This is a genomic window from Eubacterium sp. An3 (assembly GCF_002159465.1).
GTDB classification, from domain to species: Bacteria; Bacillota; Clostridia; order Lachnospirales; family Lachnospiraceae; genus Anaerobutyricum; species Anaerobutyricum stercoris.
This window is the reverse complement of sequence record NZ_NFIR01000007.1, coordinates 1-19655: the sequence shown is the minus strand read 5'-3', so window position 1 is coordinate 19655 and position 19655 is coordinate 1. Positions and strand designations below refer to the sequence as shown.

Annotated in this window: 16 protein-coding genes; all 16 read right to left on the bottom strand. The window is 46.5% G+C overall.

Translation table 11 applies throughout. The features are described 5' to 3' along the window. Nucleotides 1-10: 10 nt before the first annotated feature. Complete coding sequence (locus B5F87_RS08260; RefSeq protein WP_087279578.1) at nt 11-2263, bottom strand: EAL domain-containing protein; 2253 nt, start codon at nt 2261-2263, stop codon at nt 11-13. A gap of 65 nt (nt 2264-2328) precedes the next feature. Next, nucleotides 2329-4221, bottom strand: coding sequence for a bifunctional 4-hydroxy-3-methylbut-2-enyl diphosphate reductase/30S ribosomal protein S1 (locus B5F87_RS08255; protein WP_087279575.1), 1893 nt, complete (start codon nt 4219-4221; stop codon nt 2329-2331). Between the two features lie 3 nt (nt 4222-4224). Beyond that, nucleotides 4225-4902, bottom strand: a complete 678-nt coding sequence (cmk, locus tag B5F87_RS08250; RefSeq protein ID WP_087279572.1) for a (d)CMP kinase — start codon at nt 4900-4902, stop codon at nt 4225-4227. 107 nt (nt 4903-5009) lie between these two features. After that, nucleotides 5010-6257 carry an NAD(P)/FAD-dependent oxidoreductase gene (locus tag B5F87_RS08245; protein ID WP_087279856.1) on the bottom strand — a complete coding sequence of 416 codons (1248 nt, stop codon included), beginning with the start codon at nt 6255-6257 and terminating at the stop codon, nt 5010-5012. A 16-nt stretch (nt 6258-6273) separates the two neighbouring features. Then, nucleotides 6274-7155 (bottom strand): MurR/RpiR family transcriptional regulator, encoded by an 882-nt coding sequence (locus B5F87_RS08240; RefSeq protein WP_242964331.1) that lies wholly within the window; start codon nt 7153-7155, stop codon nt 6274-6276. A gap of 159 nt (nt 7156-7314) precedes the next feature. Further along, on the bottom strand, nt 7315-7839 hold the full coding sequence (locus B5F87_RS08235; protein WP_087279853.1) for an adenine phosphoribosyltransferase: 525 nt from the start codon (nt 7837-7839) through the stop codon (nt 7315-7317). 135 nt (nt 7840-7974) lie between these two features. Continuing rightward, nucleotides 7975-8844, bottom strand: a complete 870-nt coding sequence (locus B5F87_RS08230; protein WP_087279567.1) for a Cof-type HAD-IIB family hydrolase — start codon at nt 8842-8844, stop codon at nt 7975-7977. 67 nt (nt 8845-8911) lie between these two features. Beyond that, complete coding sequence (gene recJ, locus B5F87_RS08225; RefSeq protein WP_087279564.1) at nt 8912-10696, bottom strand: single-stranded-DNA-specific exonuclease RecJ; 1785 nt, start codon at nt 10694-10696, stop codon at nt 8912-8914. Between the two features lie 120 nt (nt 10697-10816). Beyond that, nucleotides 10817-13057: a protein translocase subunit SecD gene (secD, locus tag B5F87_RS08220; RefSeq protein WP_087279562.1), complete on the bottom strand. Its 2241-nt coding sequence runs from the start codon at nt 13055-13057 to the stop codon at nt 10817-10819. Nucleotides 13058-13061: 4 nt separating this feature from the next. Further along, nucleotides 13062-14417: a thioether cross-link-forming SCIFF peptide maturase gene (scfB, locus tag B5F87_RS08215; RefSeq protein WP_087279559.1), complete on the bottom strand. Its 1356-nt coding sequence runs from the start codon at nt 14415-14417 to the stop codon at nt 13062-13064. A 208-nt stretch (nt 14418-14625) separates the two neighbouring features. Continuing rightward, complete coding sequence (scfA, locus tag B5F87_RS08210; RefSeq protein WP_087279556.1) at nt 14626-14772, bottom strand: six-cysteine ranthipeptide SCIFF; 147 nt, start codon at nt 14770-14772, stop codon at nt 14626-14628. 135 nt (nt 14773-14907) lie between these two features. Then, complete coding sequence (locus B5F87_RS08205; RefSeq protein ID WP_090128054.1) at nt 14908-15294, bottom strand: TIGR04086 family membrane protein; 387 nt, start codon at nt 15292-15294, stop codon at nt 14908-14910. 133 nt (nt 15295-15427) lie between these two features. Further along, nucleotides 15428-15742: a preprotein translocase subunit YajC gene (yajC, locus tag B5F87_RS08200; protein ID WP_087279551.1), complete on the bottom strand. Its 315-nt coding sequence runs from the start codon at nt 15740-15742 to the stop codon at nt 15428-15430. A gap of 127 nt (nt 15743-15869) precedes the next feature. Next, the gene (gene tgt, locus B5F87_RS08195; RefSeq protein WP_087279547.1) at nt 15870-17012 is read right to left on the bottom strand and encodes a tRNA guanosine(34) transglycosylase Tgt; all 1143 of its coding nucleotides are present in this window, start codon (nt 17010-17012) and stop codon (nt 15870-15872) included. Nucleotides 17013-17251: 239 nt separating this feature from the next. Further along, complete coding sequence (locus tag B5F87_RS08190) at nt 17252-18493, bottom strand: ABC transporter permease subunit (protein ID WP_087279544.1); 1242 nt, start codon at nt 18491-18493, stop codon at nt 17252-17254. After that, on the bottom strand, nt 18490-19371 hold the full coding sequence (locus B5F87_RS08185) for an ABC transporter ATP-binding protein (protein WP_087279850.1): 882 nt from the start codon (nt 19369-19371) through the stop codon (nt 18490-18492). Before B5F87_RS08185 ends, B5F87_RS08190 begins: the two co-directional genes overlap by 4 nt. Between the last annotated feature and the right edge of the window lie 284 nt (nt 19372-19655).

Genomic DNA, 19655 nt, shown 5'->3' with positions numbered 1-19655 from the left:
CATTGGAGCGTCAGTATTTCACGGTGTTTTCTTTTTCGCACCCTTTTTTCTTTTTGTTCCGATACATTCGTTCATCCGCCTGGTTGATCATGTCATTGAGGAAGTTTTTGGTCTTCTCAAAGTCTTCCGTATAGGAAATACCGAAATCCGCTGTGATATGCCTGGTCTCATTTTCTCCATAGGCAATACCGGCAAGCAGTGCGCAGATCTCTTCAATCCGGCTGTACACACGTTTTTCCGGGCAATTGAGGAAAATGACCAGAAATTCATCCCCACCGTAGCGTATGACGGAATCGCTGTCCCGCACAGAAGTTTTTAAAACTGAGGCTACTTTCACAAGTACTTCATCTCCTGCCAGATGCCCGTAGGTATCGTTAATTTCTTTAAAGCTTCGAATATCCATGAGTATCATGGCAACACTCCGAAGCTCTTCCCCCGGACGCATCTTGTCAAGAAACATCCATTCATTAAGAAAACGCCGGTTATAAAGCCCGGTCAGCTCATCGGCGTATATCTTCTCGTAGATATCTTCGGACATGTAAACAAGACTTCTTTGCTGCGTCAAATCCTCGATCTCCGGATTCTTTTCAATGAGCGGTATGATCTTTTCCTCATATTCAGAGACCGGCATTGGTTTTGAAAAATAATATCCCTGAATATAATCACACTGTATTCTCTTTAAGAAATCAAACTGTTCTTCTGTCTCTACGCCTTCTGCGATCACCTTAAGCCGCAGCCATTTAGCCATGGACACCACAGACGAAAGAATCCTCTTGCTCTTGAAATCATTGGAATGAGAAAAAAGAAACTTCATATCAAGTTTCAGATAATCCACCTGTATATCCTTCAGCGTATTCAGAGAGGAAAAACCGCTTCCAAAATCATCCATCATAATCCGGAAACCTCTTTTACGAAGCTCGCAGATCATACTGTTGACAAAGTCCGGATTATCCATATAGGCGCTCTCTGTCAACTCCAGCTGAAGAAGCCCCGGTGAAATATCATATTTTTTCACCAGGTAGGTGAGCTTATCGGGCAGACCCGCATTGGAACAGTCAACTCGTGACATATTGACGGAAATAGGCGCCGGTGTCAAACCTTCATCTTTCCATTTTTTTATGTACTGACAGACTTTCTCCCAGACATAGTAATCCAATTTCTCGATAAATCCGTTTTTTTCCAGAACTGGAATAAACTGCGTAGGAGCAATAAGCCCTTTTTTAGGATGATTCCAGCGAATCAGCGCCTCAGCTCCGTAAGGCAGCTGCGTATAGCCATTGTATTTTGGCTGAAAATAGATAACAAACTCTTCATTCTCCAGAGCAGGACGCATATCATTGAACACTTCCTGCTCCTGTGTAATCTGCTGACCCAGCTTCTCATCGTATACACCTATGTAATCCTGATAACGATTTTTTATTTTCCGGCTTGCCATAGTCGCCAAAATAAACATATTTTCTGCCGGCGTACTGTTATCCTCTATACAATATATTCCGAAAGACGGTTCAAGAGCAAAACTCGTACTATAGGAAAGAATCTGACAAATCAGAAACTGGAGCATACTATCACAGTCTCTTTTCTCATAAGGAATACAGATGCCAAAAATATCTGATTCTATACGTCCGAATGTACAGTATGGATAATGACTTGAAATATTCCGCAGAAGGTCCGCCATAAAACACAGAATGCGATTTCCTCCCTCTTCACCCCAATAGGAATTAATAAGCCGAAATCGTTTGATATCCATACGAATGAATACAAAAGGCTCCTTCAGATGTTTCTGCAGCATCTGCTCTGTTTCTTTAAAAAAATGCATTCGATTATAAAGTCCGGTTACAGAATCATGCTCTGCCAAATGCTGCATTTTCTTTAAATACCCCATACGGCTTCTGGCAATAGCATTTTTCAGACGTGTCATGAGAATCCGCTCTTTATATGGCTTAATGATAAAATCCCAGGCTCCCAGCTCCAGCGTTCTCTCCTCTGTGGTAATATCGCTGTCTCCGGTCATGGCAATCACGGGGATACTCTCCCACCGGGATCCCTTAAGTTTTTTCAAAAATTCATATCCATCCATGACCGGCATTACAATATCAAGTAAAATTGCGATAATCTCCTCATTTTTCTCTTCAAGAATCGACCATGCCTCCGCCCCGTTTTCTGCCTCCAGCACATCATACGCATTCTGAATCATATAACGCAGAATCGTTCTGTTTATTTTCTGGTCTTCCACAATAAGTATCGTGTTTCTATCTTCCTTCATCCCAACGCTCCATTACGAAAAAAAGGTGCTGCAGTTACACAACACCTTTCTTAATTACAGATTGATTAGTCTTCTTTTGGAGTATCCAGCGCTTTGATACTCAGACTGATTTTTCTCTCATCTTTTTTGAAATCTACAACCTTCGCTGTAATTTCTTCACCAACCTTTAATACATCGGAAGGCTTCTCGATATGCTCTTTTGCAATCTGAGAAACATGAAGAAGTGCGTCAACACCCGGCTCCAGTTCGATAAATGCGCCGAAATCTGTCATGCGGGCAACCTTACCGGTTACAACATTACCTACTGCATATTTCTCATCTGCAGTCAGCCAAGGATTGGTCTCAGGGAACTTTAAGGATAACGCGATCTTCTCGCCCTGAATATCCTTGATCAGCACTTTAACCTGCTCGCCTACTGTGAAGACCTTCTTAGGATTCTCCACACGTCCCCAGCTCATCTCAGAGATATGCAGAAGACCGTCAGCACCGCCCAGATCGATGAATGCACCGAAATCTGTTACATTCTTCACTGTTCCTTCTACAGTCATGCCAACTTCGATTCTTGCAAATAATGCTTCCTGTTTTGCCTTCTTCTCGGCAACCAGAAGCTGTTTGCGGTCACCAATGATTCTTCTCTTGCGAGGATTAAACTCTGTGATAACGAACTCGATCTCCTGTCCGTCATATTTCTTTAAGTTCTTCTCGTAAGTATCAGATACGAGGCTTGCCGGGATAAATACTCTTGTATCTTCCACAACAACGCTTAATCCGCCGTCAAGTACTTTGGCAACAGTAGCTTTTAATACTTCCTTATTATTGAAAGCCTCTTCCAGTCTCTTGTTGCCTTTTTCTGCTTTCAGTCTCTTGTAGGTTAAGAGAACCTGTCCCTCACCGTCATTCACTTTCAGAACCTTAGCCTCCATCTCGTCGCCAACCTTGGCTACAGTAGTCAGGTCTAAGTTCTGGTCGTTGGAATATTCGTTTCTTGTAATGATACCGTCAGATTTATATCCAATATTTAAGATGATCTCATCCTCTTTTACATCGATAATAGTACCCTGTACAACCTCTCCATTTCTGATTGTCTTAAAACTTTCTTCCAGCATCTGGTCAAAACTCATTTCCGCCATGCTTTCATGAACCTCCTTGATAATATTGTTTGGGGTCGATGCCCCTGCAGTAATACCGAGTATCCCGATATTATGAAAATCCTCCATATTCAAATCATTTTTTGTTTGTATATAAAAAGTATTACTACATTCTTTTTTACTTATCTCAAAAAGTTTTTGAGTGTTCGAGCTGTGTCTGCCGCCGATGACGATCATCGCGTCGGAACGCATGGCCAGCTCTCTGGTCTCCTTCTGCCGTTCCTCCGTGGCATTACAAATCGTATTAAAAACATTTATATCATAACCCTTTTCTGAGATAATTTCAACTAAATATTGAAACTTATTGTAGTTAAATGTCGTTTGTGATACAATAGACAGCTTTGTATCCGCATCAACTGCAATTGCTTCTGCCTGTTCCCGATTCTCAATGACAATCGGCGTGGTATGGCACCATCCCATGATCCCTTCCACTTCCGGATGATGGTTGTTGCCTACAATAATAACTACTCTGCCGTCCCCGCTCTCCTTTTCCACGATTCTGTGAATCTTTCGGACAAAGGGACAGGTTGCATCGACCAGATCAAGACCTGCATCTGCAATCTCATCGTAAATCGCCTTGGGCACTCCATGGGAACGAATAATGATGGTTCCTTTCCCCAGGGAACGAAACTCATTGCTGTCATTAATCACTCCGACTCCCTGCCGCTCAAGGTCAGCCACAACTTCATCGTTGTGGATAATGGGGCCATAAGTATAAACATTCTTCTTCGCAGATTCTTTATAAACTGTATCTACAGCTCTCCGAACCCCAAAACAAAAGCCAGCAGACTTTGCTATATTGATCTCCATTCTTTACTCCGGTAAAATTATTTTATTATATTCGGCAATGACCTTATCCACGACTTCGTCGATGGAAAGTTCCGAGGAATCTACCAGCACTGCATCTTCCGCCTTCTTAAGAGGGGCGATCTCGCGCTCCATGTCCTGCTTGTCTCTCTCGATGATATCTCTCTCAATCTGTGCAAAATCACAATCCGTTCCCTTCGCCTTAAGCTCATCGAAACGTCTCTTTGCACGGACAGCCGATGAAGCGGTAAGATAAATCTTGAGCGATGCATCAGGAAGCACGTTGGTCCCGATATCTCTTCCATCCATTAAAATATTGGATGTACGCGCCATATCTCTCTGAAGATCGAGAAGCGCCGCGCGAACGGCAGGAATCGCTGCTGTGAGGGACGCCATCTTCCCGACTTCCTCGGTCCTGATAAAAGGCGTTACATTCTCTCCATTCAGGAAAACCTGCTGCCTTCCTTCCCCGTCATATCCGAGGGTGACACGAATCTTCGGACACTCCTCCGAAATGCGTTCCGTATCATGACCATCAATCCCCTCTCTCAAAAAATAAAGGGCGATCGCCCGATACATAGCGCCTGTATCCACATAAATAAAATGAATCTTCTTCGCAATCTCCTTGGCAATGGTACTCTTTCCAGCTCCCGCCGGACCATCAATCGCAATACTGTAATACATGGATACTGCCTCCCGTCCTCTGGTATTCATCTGTTCTATGTCTAGTGACACAGCATTGCCTACACTAAATCATTCTATCACAAAAAAAGCAAAAAAGGAACCCCTTTTTATGCAAAAAATCCTGCCGTATATCCCGTAGACCAGGCAATCTGCAGATTAAATCCTCCCGTTACCGCATCCACGTCAAGAATTTCTCCGGCAAAAAAAATATTTTTTACCAACTTGGACTCCATAGTGGTCGGCGAAACCTCTTTTACGCTGACGCCGCCCCGGGTGACGATCGCCTCTTCAAACCCCCGCACTCCGGCGATATGCATTTCCAGCCCTTTCATGATCTCGATCATCCTGCGGCGCTCCTTTTTGGTGATATCCCTCACCTTCTTATCTTCCGGCACGCCGGCTTCCCTCAGGAAAACAGGAACCATCTTCCGCGGCAGCATCCGTTCGATGACATTGGAAATATTTTTATTGCGGTAGATATCAAACTCCCGCAGATAGCGTTTTTCCAGCTGCTCCGCAGTCAGAGACGGCTTCAGATCAAGAATCAGCGTAAGCCTGCCGTCTTCCAGCGCTTTTTGATACTTTCCGAGGCAGGTGCTTGCCGTCAGGACCAGCGGCCCGCTGACGCCAAAATGCGTAAACAAAAACTCGCCAAATCCCTCGTAGATCACTTTTTTCTGCTGTTTAACACGTATGGAAACATTTTTCAGAGTCAGCCCCATGAGCTCCCGGCACCAGTTTTCCTTCATAATAAAAGGCACCAGCGATGGATACGGCGGTTTTATACTGTGACCGACGGAACGTGCCAGCCGGTATCCGTCCCCATCGGAACCGGTGGACGTATACGAACAGCCGCCGGCGGCAAGGATGAGAGAATCCCCCTCGATGGTTTTACCGTCTGAAAGCTGCACCCCTGCAAAAAATGCATTCCCGGCGTCATGATGAAGCAGTATTTTTTCCACTTTGGTATGGTAATGAATCTGTACTCCATTCCGGTCACAGAGCCTTTTCAAAGTTCCGATCACATCGGAAGAATGGTCGGACTGAGGGAAAACCCGCTGCCCGCGCTCCACCTTGGTTTTCAGCCCCGCATCATTCAGCAGCCGAATCATATCATCGTTATTGAACCTGGAAAAAGAGCTGTAGAGAAACCGGCTGTTGGTGGCTACATGGCTTAAAAATTCCTCCGCGTCACAGGCATTGGTAATATTGCAGCGTCCTTTGCCGGTAATAAAAAGCTTCTTGCCAAGCTTTTCATTTCTTTCCAGAAGGATAACTCTTTTCCCTTCTCCGGAGGCAGAAATGGCAGCCATCATTCCGGCTGCCCCTCCGCCAATTATTATTACCTTTTTCATATCTTTGTGTATCCTCTCAGAAACTGTTGTAATCAGCACTTCTGTTATAGACATCATACTCATTCCAGATTTCTTCCAGAGCCATGAGCCTTTTTTCCACATCGTCCTTTCTCTGCAAAGCGATGGCTGTCACCAGTGCATTTACCACACTCAAGGCACAAACAAGAGAATCCACAATGGTCATCACATCGCTTTTGGCAAACAAACTGCAGTCGGCAAACTCAACGATCGGAGCCTGAGCATTGTCGGTAAGCGCGATCGTTTTTGCCCCATGATCCTTGGCAAACTGCAGGGCAATCATCGTCCTCTTGGAATACCTTGGAAATGTAATGCCGATCATCACATCGTTGGGCTGCATATTGTATATCTGCTCCAACGTTTCTGAAGTACTGTTGGCATCCACCACGATCACATTATCGAACAGCATTTTGAAATAATATCCCATGAGTCCTGCCAGATGAGCCGCGCTTCTTGTTCCCAATATATATAATCTTCGGCCTTCGTTGATAAACTTTACCGCTTTGTTGAATTCTTCTTCATCAACTCCATTCTGAATAGTATCCCGCAGCCGTTCACAGTCCGTGGAGAGGATACTCTTCAGGACGCCCTTCTCCTGATAACGTTTGGAGGAAAGGGACATCCTCTGCATCGAATTGGAATTAGTTTTGACAATCACCTGAATGGCTTTCTGCAGCTCCGGATAGCCGTCATAATCCAGCTGATACGCAAAACGAACCACCGTAGATTCACTGACACCGGCTTCTTTTCCAAGTTTGGAGGCTGTCAGATATGCCGCCGTATCAAAATTATCAGTAATATATTGCGCAAGCCTCTTCTGTCCTTTACTGAAGCTTGCAGATTTATTCTCTATTCGCTGTAATAAATTCAAATGTTCCAACTCTAACAATCCACCTATTCTCTGTATACTATATTACGTTTTCTCCCGCCGAAGGCAGCAGAATCCCTGTATCACAAGAAATCCCCGTGCGGATAATACCGCACAGGGAGAAGCCATCTCCGCCAAATAAAATCTGAAGGCAGAGACGGGCTATATCCATTATTTACCCGGATAAACAATGACAGAATCCACATCGTAGCCTTCCAGCTCTTTTCTTCCCTCAAGCCCGGCCAATTCCATAAGGAACAATACTTTTACGACTTTTCCGCCAAGCTTTTCAATCATCCTGATGGCAGCCGCAGCCGTTCCGCCGGTCGCCAGCAGGTCATCGACCAGAACCACTCTCTGTCCCGGAAAGATCGCATCCCTATGCATCTCAATGGTTTCCGTACCATATTCCAGATCATACTCTTCACTGATGGTCTCTCTTGGCAGCTTGCCCTTTTTCCGGATTGGCACAAAACCCTTGCTCTTATTGTAAGCAAGCGGCATGCCAAACAAAAATCCCCGGGCTTCTGTCCCGGCAATCACATCGAACTCCATTCCTTCCAGCCGTTTCATCATCTCATGGATACTCAGCTTTAATCCTTCCGGATCCTGAAGGACAGAAGTCACATCCCGGAAAATAATGCCCGGTTTTGGAAAATCCGGAATACTTTTGACATAATCTTCAAGCTTTCTCACTTTGCCCACCCTTTCTCTAACATAATGTATTTCTCCCTATGCGCCGCAACTGACGCTGTGCAGGAGCTCTTATGTTAAACTGCATTTTTATTATAGCAGAAATGCCATCGAAAAAACAGAAAAAATAGCAAATCCCTATGAAATTCTTTCCTTAAGCTGCAGATCACAAAACAGTTCTATGGCGCGCGCCACTCCTTCTTCATCATTGGTCACCGTCACATAATCTGCCGCTTCCTTCACACTGTCCTCGCCATTTTCCATGGCAACGCCCACTCCGGCATTCCTTACCATTTCCAGATCATTATTGCCGTCGCCGCATGCCATGATCTGCTCCATGGAGATACCCAGAATCTTTCCGAGATTCAGGAGCGCATCTCCTTTATTGCATGTACAATGATTAATCTCCAGATTGTTAGTCAGCGAGCAGGTCACTGCCAGATCAGGAATCCCGCTCAGCTCCCGGAACGCCTGTTGTCTCTTTTCTTCATCACGGAAGAACATGTTGATTTTTTCAATAGGCGATTTATGCTCCTTCACCCATTCCCGCAGATCTTCAATACAAGTTCTGGAACTTTTGACGAGGCGCTGAATCAGCGGTTCAATGCCGTAGTCATTAAGATTCTCGTAGAACCTTGCTTCGCACCATCCATTGCCCTCTGCGTAAGCATCATAGAAAGTGTCATATCTTTCCAGTATATCAAACACCTCCAGCGCCCTGTCCCAGGCAATGCCGTTGGTATACACAGCTTTTCCTGTAGCCAGCTCCACCACAGCTGCACCGTTGGAAGAAATCACATAGTGAACGCCCTCCATCTTCATAAGCTCTTCAGGAATTCCTGACCATACTCGTCCCGTAGCAGGAAGCACTTCGATTCCCTGCCGAATACATGCTTCCAGCACCTCTTTCGTGTGGGGCGTCAGTTTTTTATCTGTCGTCAGTGTCGTTCCGTCCAGATCAAGACCGATGAGACGGATATCTCTTTTCTCCACTATCTTTTTTGCCATTGACCATCCCTCATTTACTGTTATTTTATCTCTTGGTTCTATTTCTGTTATTTTTTTATCTGCATCCTTATGCGATGTCTTTTTTGCAGGAAAAGCGATAATTTTTTATCACGATCTGCATGGTACGCTGTCCTCTCCACTCATTGACTTCCGGATAATATGTACAGTCCATGCGAACGGAAGAAGATAATCCTTTTTTGATCCGCTCTGTCTCTTCTTTGCCGCAGCAATTCTCCATGTCCTGAAAGAAAAGAGATGTATCGCCAAAATAAATGGCATCTATGCTGTATCCCTTCTCATCCCGAAGAAACATTTTCAGACAACGTCCCGTACTGCCAAGAATCCGGGCTCCGGTTATGACAAAGCCTTTCTGCGCAAAGAGCGGCTTCTGATTTCCGTTGCCAAAAGGTTCCAGCATATCAAGCTCAGTCAGAAATTCTTCAGACAGCCAGGAAACAGGAAGAGCAATATCAATGTGCACTTTTTTGACAAAATCTTCCTCTGTGAGCTGCGCATTGGCATTGAGACGCTGCCGCAATTCGGACAGCCTGCTCTCTTCCATGGAAAGTCCCGCGGCCATAGGATGCCCTCCGAACTTTGTGAAGCACTCCTTCACCTTGACCATCTCATTATACATATGATATGTCTCAATGGAACGGCCGGAGCCTTTGAGTCCTTCCCTGGTTCTCGTTATTACAAAGACCGGTTTATTATAGCACTCTCTGATTCTTCCTGCAATAATTCCTGCAATACTTTCATGGCAATCCGGCAAAAATATAACAAGCACTTTATCTTGCATCTGCCCGGTTTCTTCCAGATACCGATGCGCTTCCTCCTCGCCCTTCCGCGTCATTTCTTTTCTCTCGGAATTTAGCTCCAGCAATTCCTCCGCCATGGCCCGACAGGCAGATTCCTCCGTACACAGCAGTAGATCCAAAGCTTTTTTTGCCGTCTTAAGTCTTCCGGAAGCATTAATACAGGGGCCCAGAATAAAACCAAGATGATAGGCAGTGATCTTTTTGTCCTCAAGATGATTGGCATCGATCAGCGCTCTCAGCCCGCGAATCTTTGTTTCATTCATGCGGCGAAGCCCTTCTTTTACAAGAATCCGGTTTTCATCCTGCAAAATCATCACGTCGCAAACTGTCGCCATGGCTGCAATCTCCAAAAACTCCTGCGCTTCCCGCCGTCCAATCCCAAAGGCATCATACAACAATTCAATAAATTTATAAACTACCACTGCGCCGCAGATATTTTTAAACGGGTATGCGCAATCCTCCTGTTTCGGATTAATCACGGCAGCTGCCTCCGGAATCTGCTCTGTCCTGACGCCGTCTTTTTCAACAAACGGAACATCATGATGATCCGTCACCACAAAAGTCATTCCAAGACCGTTGCCGTAACTGATCTGCTCTGCGGCAGCAATTCCATTATCACAGGTGATGACCGTATCCACACCATCTTCATACGCCTGGTCAATCAGATGTTCATTAATTCCGTACCCGTCAGCCACCCGGTCAGGTATACGATAATCCACCTGAGCGCCGCAGCGGGCCAGCCCCCGATACAGAATATAGTTGGAGGATACGCCATCCACATCATAATCCGAGATAATGCGAATCTTTTTTCCCGCCATGATTTTCTCTTTGATCACCTGAACACCTTTTTCCGCGTCTTTCAGCAATGACGGTTCATACAAATCCTCCAGAGAGCCGTAGAGATATTTCCGCATTTCTTCTTCTGTCGTCAGATTTCGATTCCTCATGAGCCTTGCCAGCACAGGACTGATCCCAAAATGTCTGGCGATTCCATTGAAATCCGCTTTTTTTGCGGATATGAACCACTGCTCCATTCGGTTTCCTCCTTTCTGTCATCCGGCGGCAAAAAGAAAGGGGCGCCTTCTGGCAGCCCCCTGCTTTTTGCTGTTTTAACGATACAATCGGGAACTCGCATCGTTCATGCATGTTCCTCTTTATTTCTTTTTCCTCTTGGAGGTCTTCTTTTCTCCGGCCTTATTGTTCTCCTCAATTTTTGCCGTATTTTTCTTTGTAGAAGCCTTTCTCCTGTCAAAAATCATCTTCATGCGATACCACAGCGGACCAGTGATGCATACGGAAGAATATGCGCCAAATACAACGCCGCACATCAAAGTCAGCGAAAACTCTTTGATAGATGCAACGCCTACCACATAAAGAATCGCAATGGTAATAAAAGTAGTCAAAGACGTATTGATAGAGCGGGTAAGAGTCTGACTGATACTGGTGTTAACCACCACATCCAGACCCTGTTTAACCATCTGATTGTCTTTCAGATTCTCACGAATACGGTCAAATATAACGATGGTCGCATTGATCGAATAACCGAGAATCGTCAGCATACATGCGATAAATGTACTTCCCACCGACAGTCTGGCCACGGAATATACCGTAAAGACACAGAGTACATCATGAAGCAGGGCAAGTACCGCACTGACGCCAAACTTCACATCCTTAAACCGGAATGCCACATAAATGAGCATACAAATTGATGCAATGGCCACTGCAATAACGGCGTCCTGCCGCATTTCATTGGAAACACTTCCTGTAATCTGCTGTACCTGATAATCAGAAATCGAATAGCTGTCTTTTAATGTATTTTCCAGGGTCTCTCTCTGGTCAAGGGAAAGCTCTCCGGTCTTAACTACCAGCTCATTGGCTCCCTGTACTTTTTGACTTTGAACAGTTCCACCGCCGACACTCTCTCTTACCGTATCACAGATCTGCTGGTCAAGCTCATCTGTAATTTCATCATCCAGAGTCATGGTAATGGCGGTACCTCCTGAGAAATCCAGATCAAAATTAAGGATATTGCCGGTGGCATTTTTGTTGATCGGCAGGAACACAAAGCCCAGGATGATAACAATGGCAGAAGCAATCATACAGAACTTGCTGAACTTAATATAGTTAAATACTTTGAACACCTTCGCCCGGCCATAGAACTTCTCATCCTTAAGGCCAAGGTTATAAACACTGATCATCAGCCGTTTTGTCACAAACAAAGCTGTGAACATGGATAAAATAATACCGATGGCAAGAGTCTGTGCAAAGCCTTTTACCGTACCGGAACCTCTGAACCAAAGCACAGCCGCAGCGATGAGGGTAGTGATATTTCCGTCCAGAATCGCTGACAGCGCTTTATTATATCCGCTCTCAATAGCATTGATCACCGACTTCCCTGCGTTGATCTCTTCTTTGATACGAGTAAAAATTATGACATTGGCATCCACCGCCATACCAATTGCGAGGATCACGCCGGCGATACCGGGCAGCGTCAGCGTCGCATTAAATCCGTTGATGGCCAGCAGGTTCAGAATCACATAGCAAAGCAGAGCAAAACCTGACATCAGACCCGGAATCCGATAAAGAATCAGCATGAAAAGGAAAATCACCACAATACCGATGGCGCCTGCCAAAAGGCTCGTGTCAATGGCGTCCTGTCCCAGTCTTGCTCCAACCACATTGGACTGAACCTCGGTCAATGTCAGCGGGAGCGCTCCAATACGGATGGTGGAAGCCAGATCTTCCGCTTCCTCATAGCTTTCCATATTTTCGATGACACATTCGCCTTCTGTGATAGCCGACTGTACCGTAGGAGCACTGACAACTTCACCATCATAATAAATATAAATCGGTTTACCGATATTATTTGCCGTTGCATCAGCAAAAGCCTGTTTACCCTCTTCATCCATTGTCAGGGAAACCACATAATTATTGATACCGTTTTCATCATAGGTTCCGGCCTGCGCACTTTGGATGTTGGAACCCGTCAGAACAACAGTGCCATCTTCCGTCTGGAAGGACAGATCTCCCGGCTTACCCAGCTCTTCAAGAATAGCGTTGGCATCTGTCGCACCCGGAATCTCCACAGTGATCCTGTTGGAGCCTTCCTGATATACCTCTGACTCTGTGCTGTAATTCTGCACACGAAGCTGCAGCTTATATCTGGTATCATCCATATCCGTCTGGGACGGATTCTCCTCATTGACCTCATAGGTGACGCTGACGCCGCCTGCCAGATCAAGACCCAGTTCAATGTTTTTGGCAGAACCAAGGTGATCCTTTCCCAGTCCAACCAAAACTGTGTAAAGACACACAGCAGCGACAACTATAGTCACCAGAATGGTCAGAACCGCATTCCGCTTCGGATTGCTGTTCTTTTTACGTTTATTAGCCATCTTCTTACTCCCTTTCCTGTGCCAGCGCGGCTTGAATCATAATGGCACATTCTACACGTTTTCTTTCCATCTCACAGCTAAGCTCATAAGCATCGTCAATGACGCCATGGAACTTGTAGGAATTCGCAGCACAGCCGCCGCTGCAGTAAAATCTCGCGAAGCATTCCCGGCATTTATCTTTCGTATATACATTGCACTGACGGAATTCATCGCAGATATCCGTTCTCTTTATGCCATCAAAGACATTGCCGAGAAGAAACTGTTCCTCGCCCACGAACTGATGGCACGGATACAGGTCTCCCCACGGAGTTACCGCCAGGTATTCCGTTCCGCTGCCGCAGCCGGACAGACGCTTCGCCACACACGGACCGCCGGTCAGATCGATCATAAAATGGAAGAAATTAAATCCTTTTCCCTCCTGATTCCGTTTGATGATCTCTTTAGCAAGGCGGTCATACTCCTCAAAAATCTGCGGCAGATCTTCCTCCCGGATGGCGTACGGCTCTTCCGGCAGCCCTACCACCGGCTCCATGGAGATCTGTTCAAATCCCAGATCCGCCAGATGAATGACATCTTTGGAAAAATCCAGATTCCGTCTGGTAAATGTACCGCGCACATAATATTTCTGCTGATGTCTGGACTCCGCAAAACGGATGAACTTCGGCATGATGATATCATAACTGGACTTGCCGTTGCGGGTCGGGCGCATATAATCGTTGACTTCCTTCCGTCCGTCTACGCTCAACACCACGTTGTCCATCTCTTTGTTGGCAAACTCCATGATCTCATCATTAAGCAAAATACCGTTGGTTGTCAGAGTGAACCGGAAATGCTTGTCATATTTTTTTTCCAGGGAACGGCCATATTCCACCACTTCTTTCACAACGCCGAAATTCATGGTCGGCTCGCCGCCGAAAAAATCCACCTCCAGATTATGACGGTTTCCGGAGCTTCGCACCAGGAAATCCAAAGCAGCCTTTCCCACCTCGGCGCTCATCAGCGCCCGGTCTCCTTTATATTCTCCCTCCTCCGCAAAACAATAGCGGCAGGCAAGGTTACAGTCATGGGCAATGTGAAGACATAAAGCCTTGACAACGGTCTTCCGTTCTTTCACTTCTTTTATGTAGTCTTCATATATATCGTCCGTAAACAGAAGGCCCTGTTCTTTTAATTCCTGAACCTCCTGATAAGCTTCTTCTACCTCTGATTCCCCGTACGGGAGCTGTTCTTTGATGGCATCCAGAGTATTGTCCTCAAAAAGAGCGACCACATCGTACACCACATCATCCACCACGTGGATGGCGCCGCTGCAGATATCCATCACGATATTATATCCGTTATTTTTGTACTGATGAACCACAATCTGTCTCCTTTCTGTTCTCTAATCTTGCGTCATGCATCCGTATTATATTTTTATTTATCTCCGGCACTCATATACCATATGGGAATATGCCGTGACCCTGTCCAAATAGCAGATGCTTATGACACAACAGATAGGGTGAACAGAACCCTCTGCTCACCCTAATTGCAAACATGCCGGTATTATCCGGCCATATGCTGCGGTTCAATTATTTGTTGTTCTCGCAAGTCTGGTTGCCAACTGTACAGGATGTCTTGCATGCAGACTGACAGGATGTCTGACATTCGCCGCATCCGCCTTTGCACATGCTTACTGCATATGTCTTGTTGCCAGTAAGTGTTTTAACGCGCTTCATACCAAATGCCTCCTTGCTCATAATCTTCTATGTAGTCTGGGACGCGGCTTCCGCCGGACGTCTCAAATTACGGTGTCAGAATGACACTCCTGTGTGTAGTATAGCACAAACAATTTTATAAAGGAAGAGTTTTTTTCAGCTTAACATCCCGCCAAGCATCCCGCTGCCGGCGCAGTAAAGAAATGTGGTAAAAAGCTGAAACACCTTCATGGAAACATCCTGCCCGCTGCAAAGCCGCAGCAGGAAGATGAAAAGAAAATAAAGACATCCCACAGCCAGTCCCCACAGAAAGCCCCTCTTCTCATTTTTTCTCCCGCAGAAAAAACCGCCGGCAAAACAGGAGATGACGCTGATGCAGATGATACCGATATTTTCCGCGCTGGCGGACATCTCCGTTTTCAGCATGATGAAAGCGAAGATCGCAATGAGAAGAATCGTCGCCGCAGCTGCCGCTGCCGCACCAGTCAGCAGCGCAAGCACCTTTTTCATTCCTTCCCTGTCAAAGATTCCGTCTGTTTTCATGCCACACCTCAGAATTTTTTTATAGTTTATGAAAGATGCGGCAGCTTTAGAACTGCTGCCTTCCAAACAGAAAAACTGCCGTGGGCACACATCCGGTTCTCTCGGATGTATGCTCCGCGGCAGTCTGTCTTTCTTATTCTTCTTCTGTTTTTGTGAGATTCGGTTTCTCTACCGCTGCGATGGCGTCTTTCTGCATCGGGATACGGCAGTTACGGTTGTTGCCGAACTCTACGATTACCGTGTTGTCCATAATATCGATGATCACGCCGTAAAATCCGCTTGTGGTAAGGACGCTGTCTCCTGCCTGCATACTTGCATGCATAGCTGCCGCTTCCTTCTGCTGTTTCTTCTGCGGACGAATCATCATGAAGTAAATGATCGCTCCAAAAACAACGATGTAAAGAATGATTGTTATGATGTTAGCACTTGCTGCCTGATTTAATAACATGTGATACCTCCATTTTCTTTTCTTTCTATATTATAATAACAGAATTATAATAACAAAACTAATTTACTTATAAATCCGGATGCTGTCCTGGCACACGGTTTCCGCTGCAACAAATTCTGCTGTTCTCTCAGCGCAGCTCCTCTTCCGGCGTCAGGAATCCTTCCAGCGTCTCTTTTTTGAACTCTTTGTAACGGTGCTCCTCGATGGCCGCCCGGATGCGCTCCATCAGATGATTGTAAAAATACAGGTTATGAAGAACGCAGAGTCTCATGCCGAGCATCTCTTTTGCCTTTAAAAGATGTCTGATGTAAGCGCGGCTGTAGGTTCTGCATGCCGGACATCCGCAGCCCTCCTCAATCGGCCTCGGATCAAGCTCGTACTTCTTATTAAAGAGGTTCAGCTTACCGTGAGCCGTGTATACATGTCCGTGCCGGCCGTTCCGCGACGGATACACGCAGTCAAAAAAGTCCACGCCCCGGTCCACTGCCTCCACAATGTTGGCCGGCGTACCTACGCCCATCAGATATGTCGGCTTGTCTGCCGGCAGGCAAGGCACCGTCTCGTCCAAAATGTGGTACATCTCCTCATGGGTCTCTCCCACTGCCAGTCCGCCGATGGCGTAACCGTCCAGATCCATCTCACTGATGATCCGCGCGTGTTCCTTCCGCACATCCGCCAGGATACCGCCCTGATTGATACCGAACAGAAGCTGATGCGGATTCACTGTATCCGGCAGACTGTTAAGTTCTGCCATCTTCGCCTTGCAGCGCGCCAGCCAGCGGGTGGTCCGCGCCACGGAGTTACGGATGTAGGACTCGTCCGCCTTGCTTGGGGGACATTCATCAAAGGCCATAGCTATGGTCGAACCCAGATTCGACTGAATCTGCATGCTCTCCTCCGGTCCCATGAAAATGTGGTGTCCGTCAATGTGGGACTGAAAATATACGCCCTCCTCTTTGATCCGCCGGAGTCCCGACAGGGAAAACACCTGAAATCCGCCGGAGTCCGTGAGAATGGGCCTGTCCCAGGCCATAAATTTATGGAGCCCTCCGAACTTCTTGATCAGCTCGTCACCCGTACGCACATGAAGATGATACGTGTTGGATAACTCTACCTGTGTTCCTATTGTCTTCAAATCGTCTGTGCTCACCGCTCCCTTGATAGCGCCCACCGTTCCCACGTTCATGAAAACCGGCGTCTCAATGGTGCCGTGCACTGTCTCAAGCCTGCCTCTTTTTGCCAGGCCGTCTCTCGTCAATAAAGTATACATATTCTCTCCTATTTTATACATACAAGCCCAATTCTAGCACAAAGGTTTGGATTACACAACTCCTTTTTGCAATTATTTCCACTGTGCTTTTTCTTTTATAAAGCAGGAAAAGCCGCTGACAGACCAAACCATTCTGTCCAGCGGCTCCAATGTAATCTGATATATAAGTATAAGAATATTTTTTCAGCAAATCAGAACATTTCTTTTCAGCGGAGATTCTCCCTATACGCAGTCTGCTCTTACATACTCCTCCGGCAATAGGACCACGCCGTCCCGATGAGCAGCACCGGTATCCAGATGGCAGCAGCAATGAACATGAGATGCACGTTCCAGACGGATAAGCTGCCCAGATGCAGAAAATCCAGTTTTGTCATGGCGTATAGCAGGCTGTTGTTCAGGCCGATGGCGCCGCCCGGCAGCAGACACTGAAGCCAGTTACTCAGAACTTCCGGAGCTCCAATGTAGATAATGACCGGCAGGATACAGAAGAACATGGCGGCGGCAAGCGCAATGGCAGCGTTTTTAATCCGTGCGGACAGGAAAAGAATCAGACTCATCAGAGAGAGAAACAGCAGGAAACTTCCCAGCAGGTTCACCCATTCCAGCTCTCCCATATTTAACGCCGGAAGACTGCTGGCGGAGAAGATCATCTGCATGGAAGTTTTTGTACTCTCCCAGCCGAACAGCATATTGGTAACGAGAATCCAGATGATACCGCACAACAGGAAAGTAATTCCGGTGATACACAGCGCTGACAGTATTTTTGTCACCGCAAGGCGAAGACGCCCGTATTTTGTGCATCGAAGAATATCATCCGAGCCGGTCTGATACTCCATGGAAAAAATCGGAGATACGATAACGGCGCAGAAAATGGTCAGCAGGAAAATGTACAGCACCTGATAGTCCATGCTATTGCCTTCCACACCGGTATAGTATTGAAACGGCTTCTCCACTTTCTGATACATGACCTGCGCTTTGTCGATGTCCGACTGACTGCTTCCCTCCATGCGCATCAGGTTTGCCAGCCGCACCGGCGCTTTCTCATAAAATGTACCGACTTCTTCCAGACTGAGGGAAAGAAATCCCGGCGCCATGCCGGTTTTCTCATCAGAAAACACTTCCCGCACGCCGTGAACAAACGGCTGGTATTTTATCAGCCTGTCATAATACACCTCCTCCGGAAGTTCGTAACTGTCCGTGGCTCCATATTCCTTCAGGGCACTTTGATACTCCCGCACCGCCCGCTGTACATTTTCTGCCGTAACATCTCCGGATATGTCCGCTCGCAGATCCTGCAGATAATGGACTGCCGCAAGACCGCTGAACTCTGTTCTTTCTCCATCTCCATTCTGTACACTGACGCCCTCAAAGGTAACCGGAATGTACGCCATCAGACCGGAAAGCAGCAGGGCGGCAAGAAGCAGAATCCATGTAACTCTCGTTCTTATGATTTTTTTCACTTCCAGCATAAATATTCTCATGATATACCTCCATTCTCCTGCGGGAACAGCCACAGGTACAGATCTTCCATCCGCGGAGCAGCAGAAATGCTCCCTGAAATCTGAGGTTCATCCGCCAGGTAGCGCAGAGAAATCTTTCCGCCCTCCTCATTTTTCAGATTGACAATCCTGAGCCGGTGTTCAAATTCCAGCAGACGACTTTCAGGGATCTTGCCGCTCCATACCTTTCCTTCCACCATTTGGGTGAGCTCCTCCGTCGTCCCCTCGGCAATGATTTTTCCATCCTTCATGATGGCGTTTCTCATGGCGATGTACTCCACGTCGGATACGATATGCGTGGAAATGAGTACGATCTTATCGTGGGCAAACTCTGACAGGAGATTGCGGAAACGAACCCTCTCCCCCGGGTCCAGGCCGCTGGTCGGCTCGTCGAGCACCAGCACCTCCGGTTCATTTAATAGCGCCTGCGCGATGCCCACCCGCCGCTTCATACCGCCGGAGAGTTTGACGATCTTTTTATTTTGCACTTCTGTGAGAGTCATCTGTTCCAGCAGCTCCTCCACCTTCCGTTTTGTGTCCCTTTTCGTGAGTCCCTTTAATGCCGCCACGTAATAAAGATAGCCTTTGACTGTAAATTCCGGATAAAACCCGAAATCCTGCGGCAGGTAGCCAAACCGGTCCCGGTACTTTTCTTTCAGTTCCGTGATGGGAAGTCCGTCATATTTCACCTGCCCCGCCGTCGGACGCATAATGCCGGCAATCATCCGCATCAATGTTGTTTTTCCTGCGCCGTTGGCGCCCAGCAGCCCCCAGACGCCCGGCGTCAGCCGCAAGGATACGTCGTCCACTGCCACCTTGTCCTTATACTTTTTTGAAATGTGATCCAAATATAATTCCATATACATTTCCTCCATAAAAATTGTACCTGTCATCATATAGTTAAATGAATGAACGAAAAGCCAATCCGGTTCTGTCCCTTGAAAATGAATCGGCATGAGAAAAATTTCGCTGTTATATATAGAAACGAATGAGAAAGGGAAAATGATTACATTTTTCAGAAAAATATAAAAAAGTGTCTTTGACACTTCAACCCCCTAGCCCCCATTCATGGGGGAATTAGGGGTTTCTTTTTGTGCTGTTTTCCTTCATAATAGTCTTATGAATATCCTTCAAAGAATTTTTA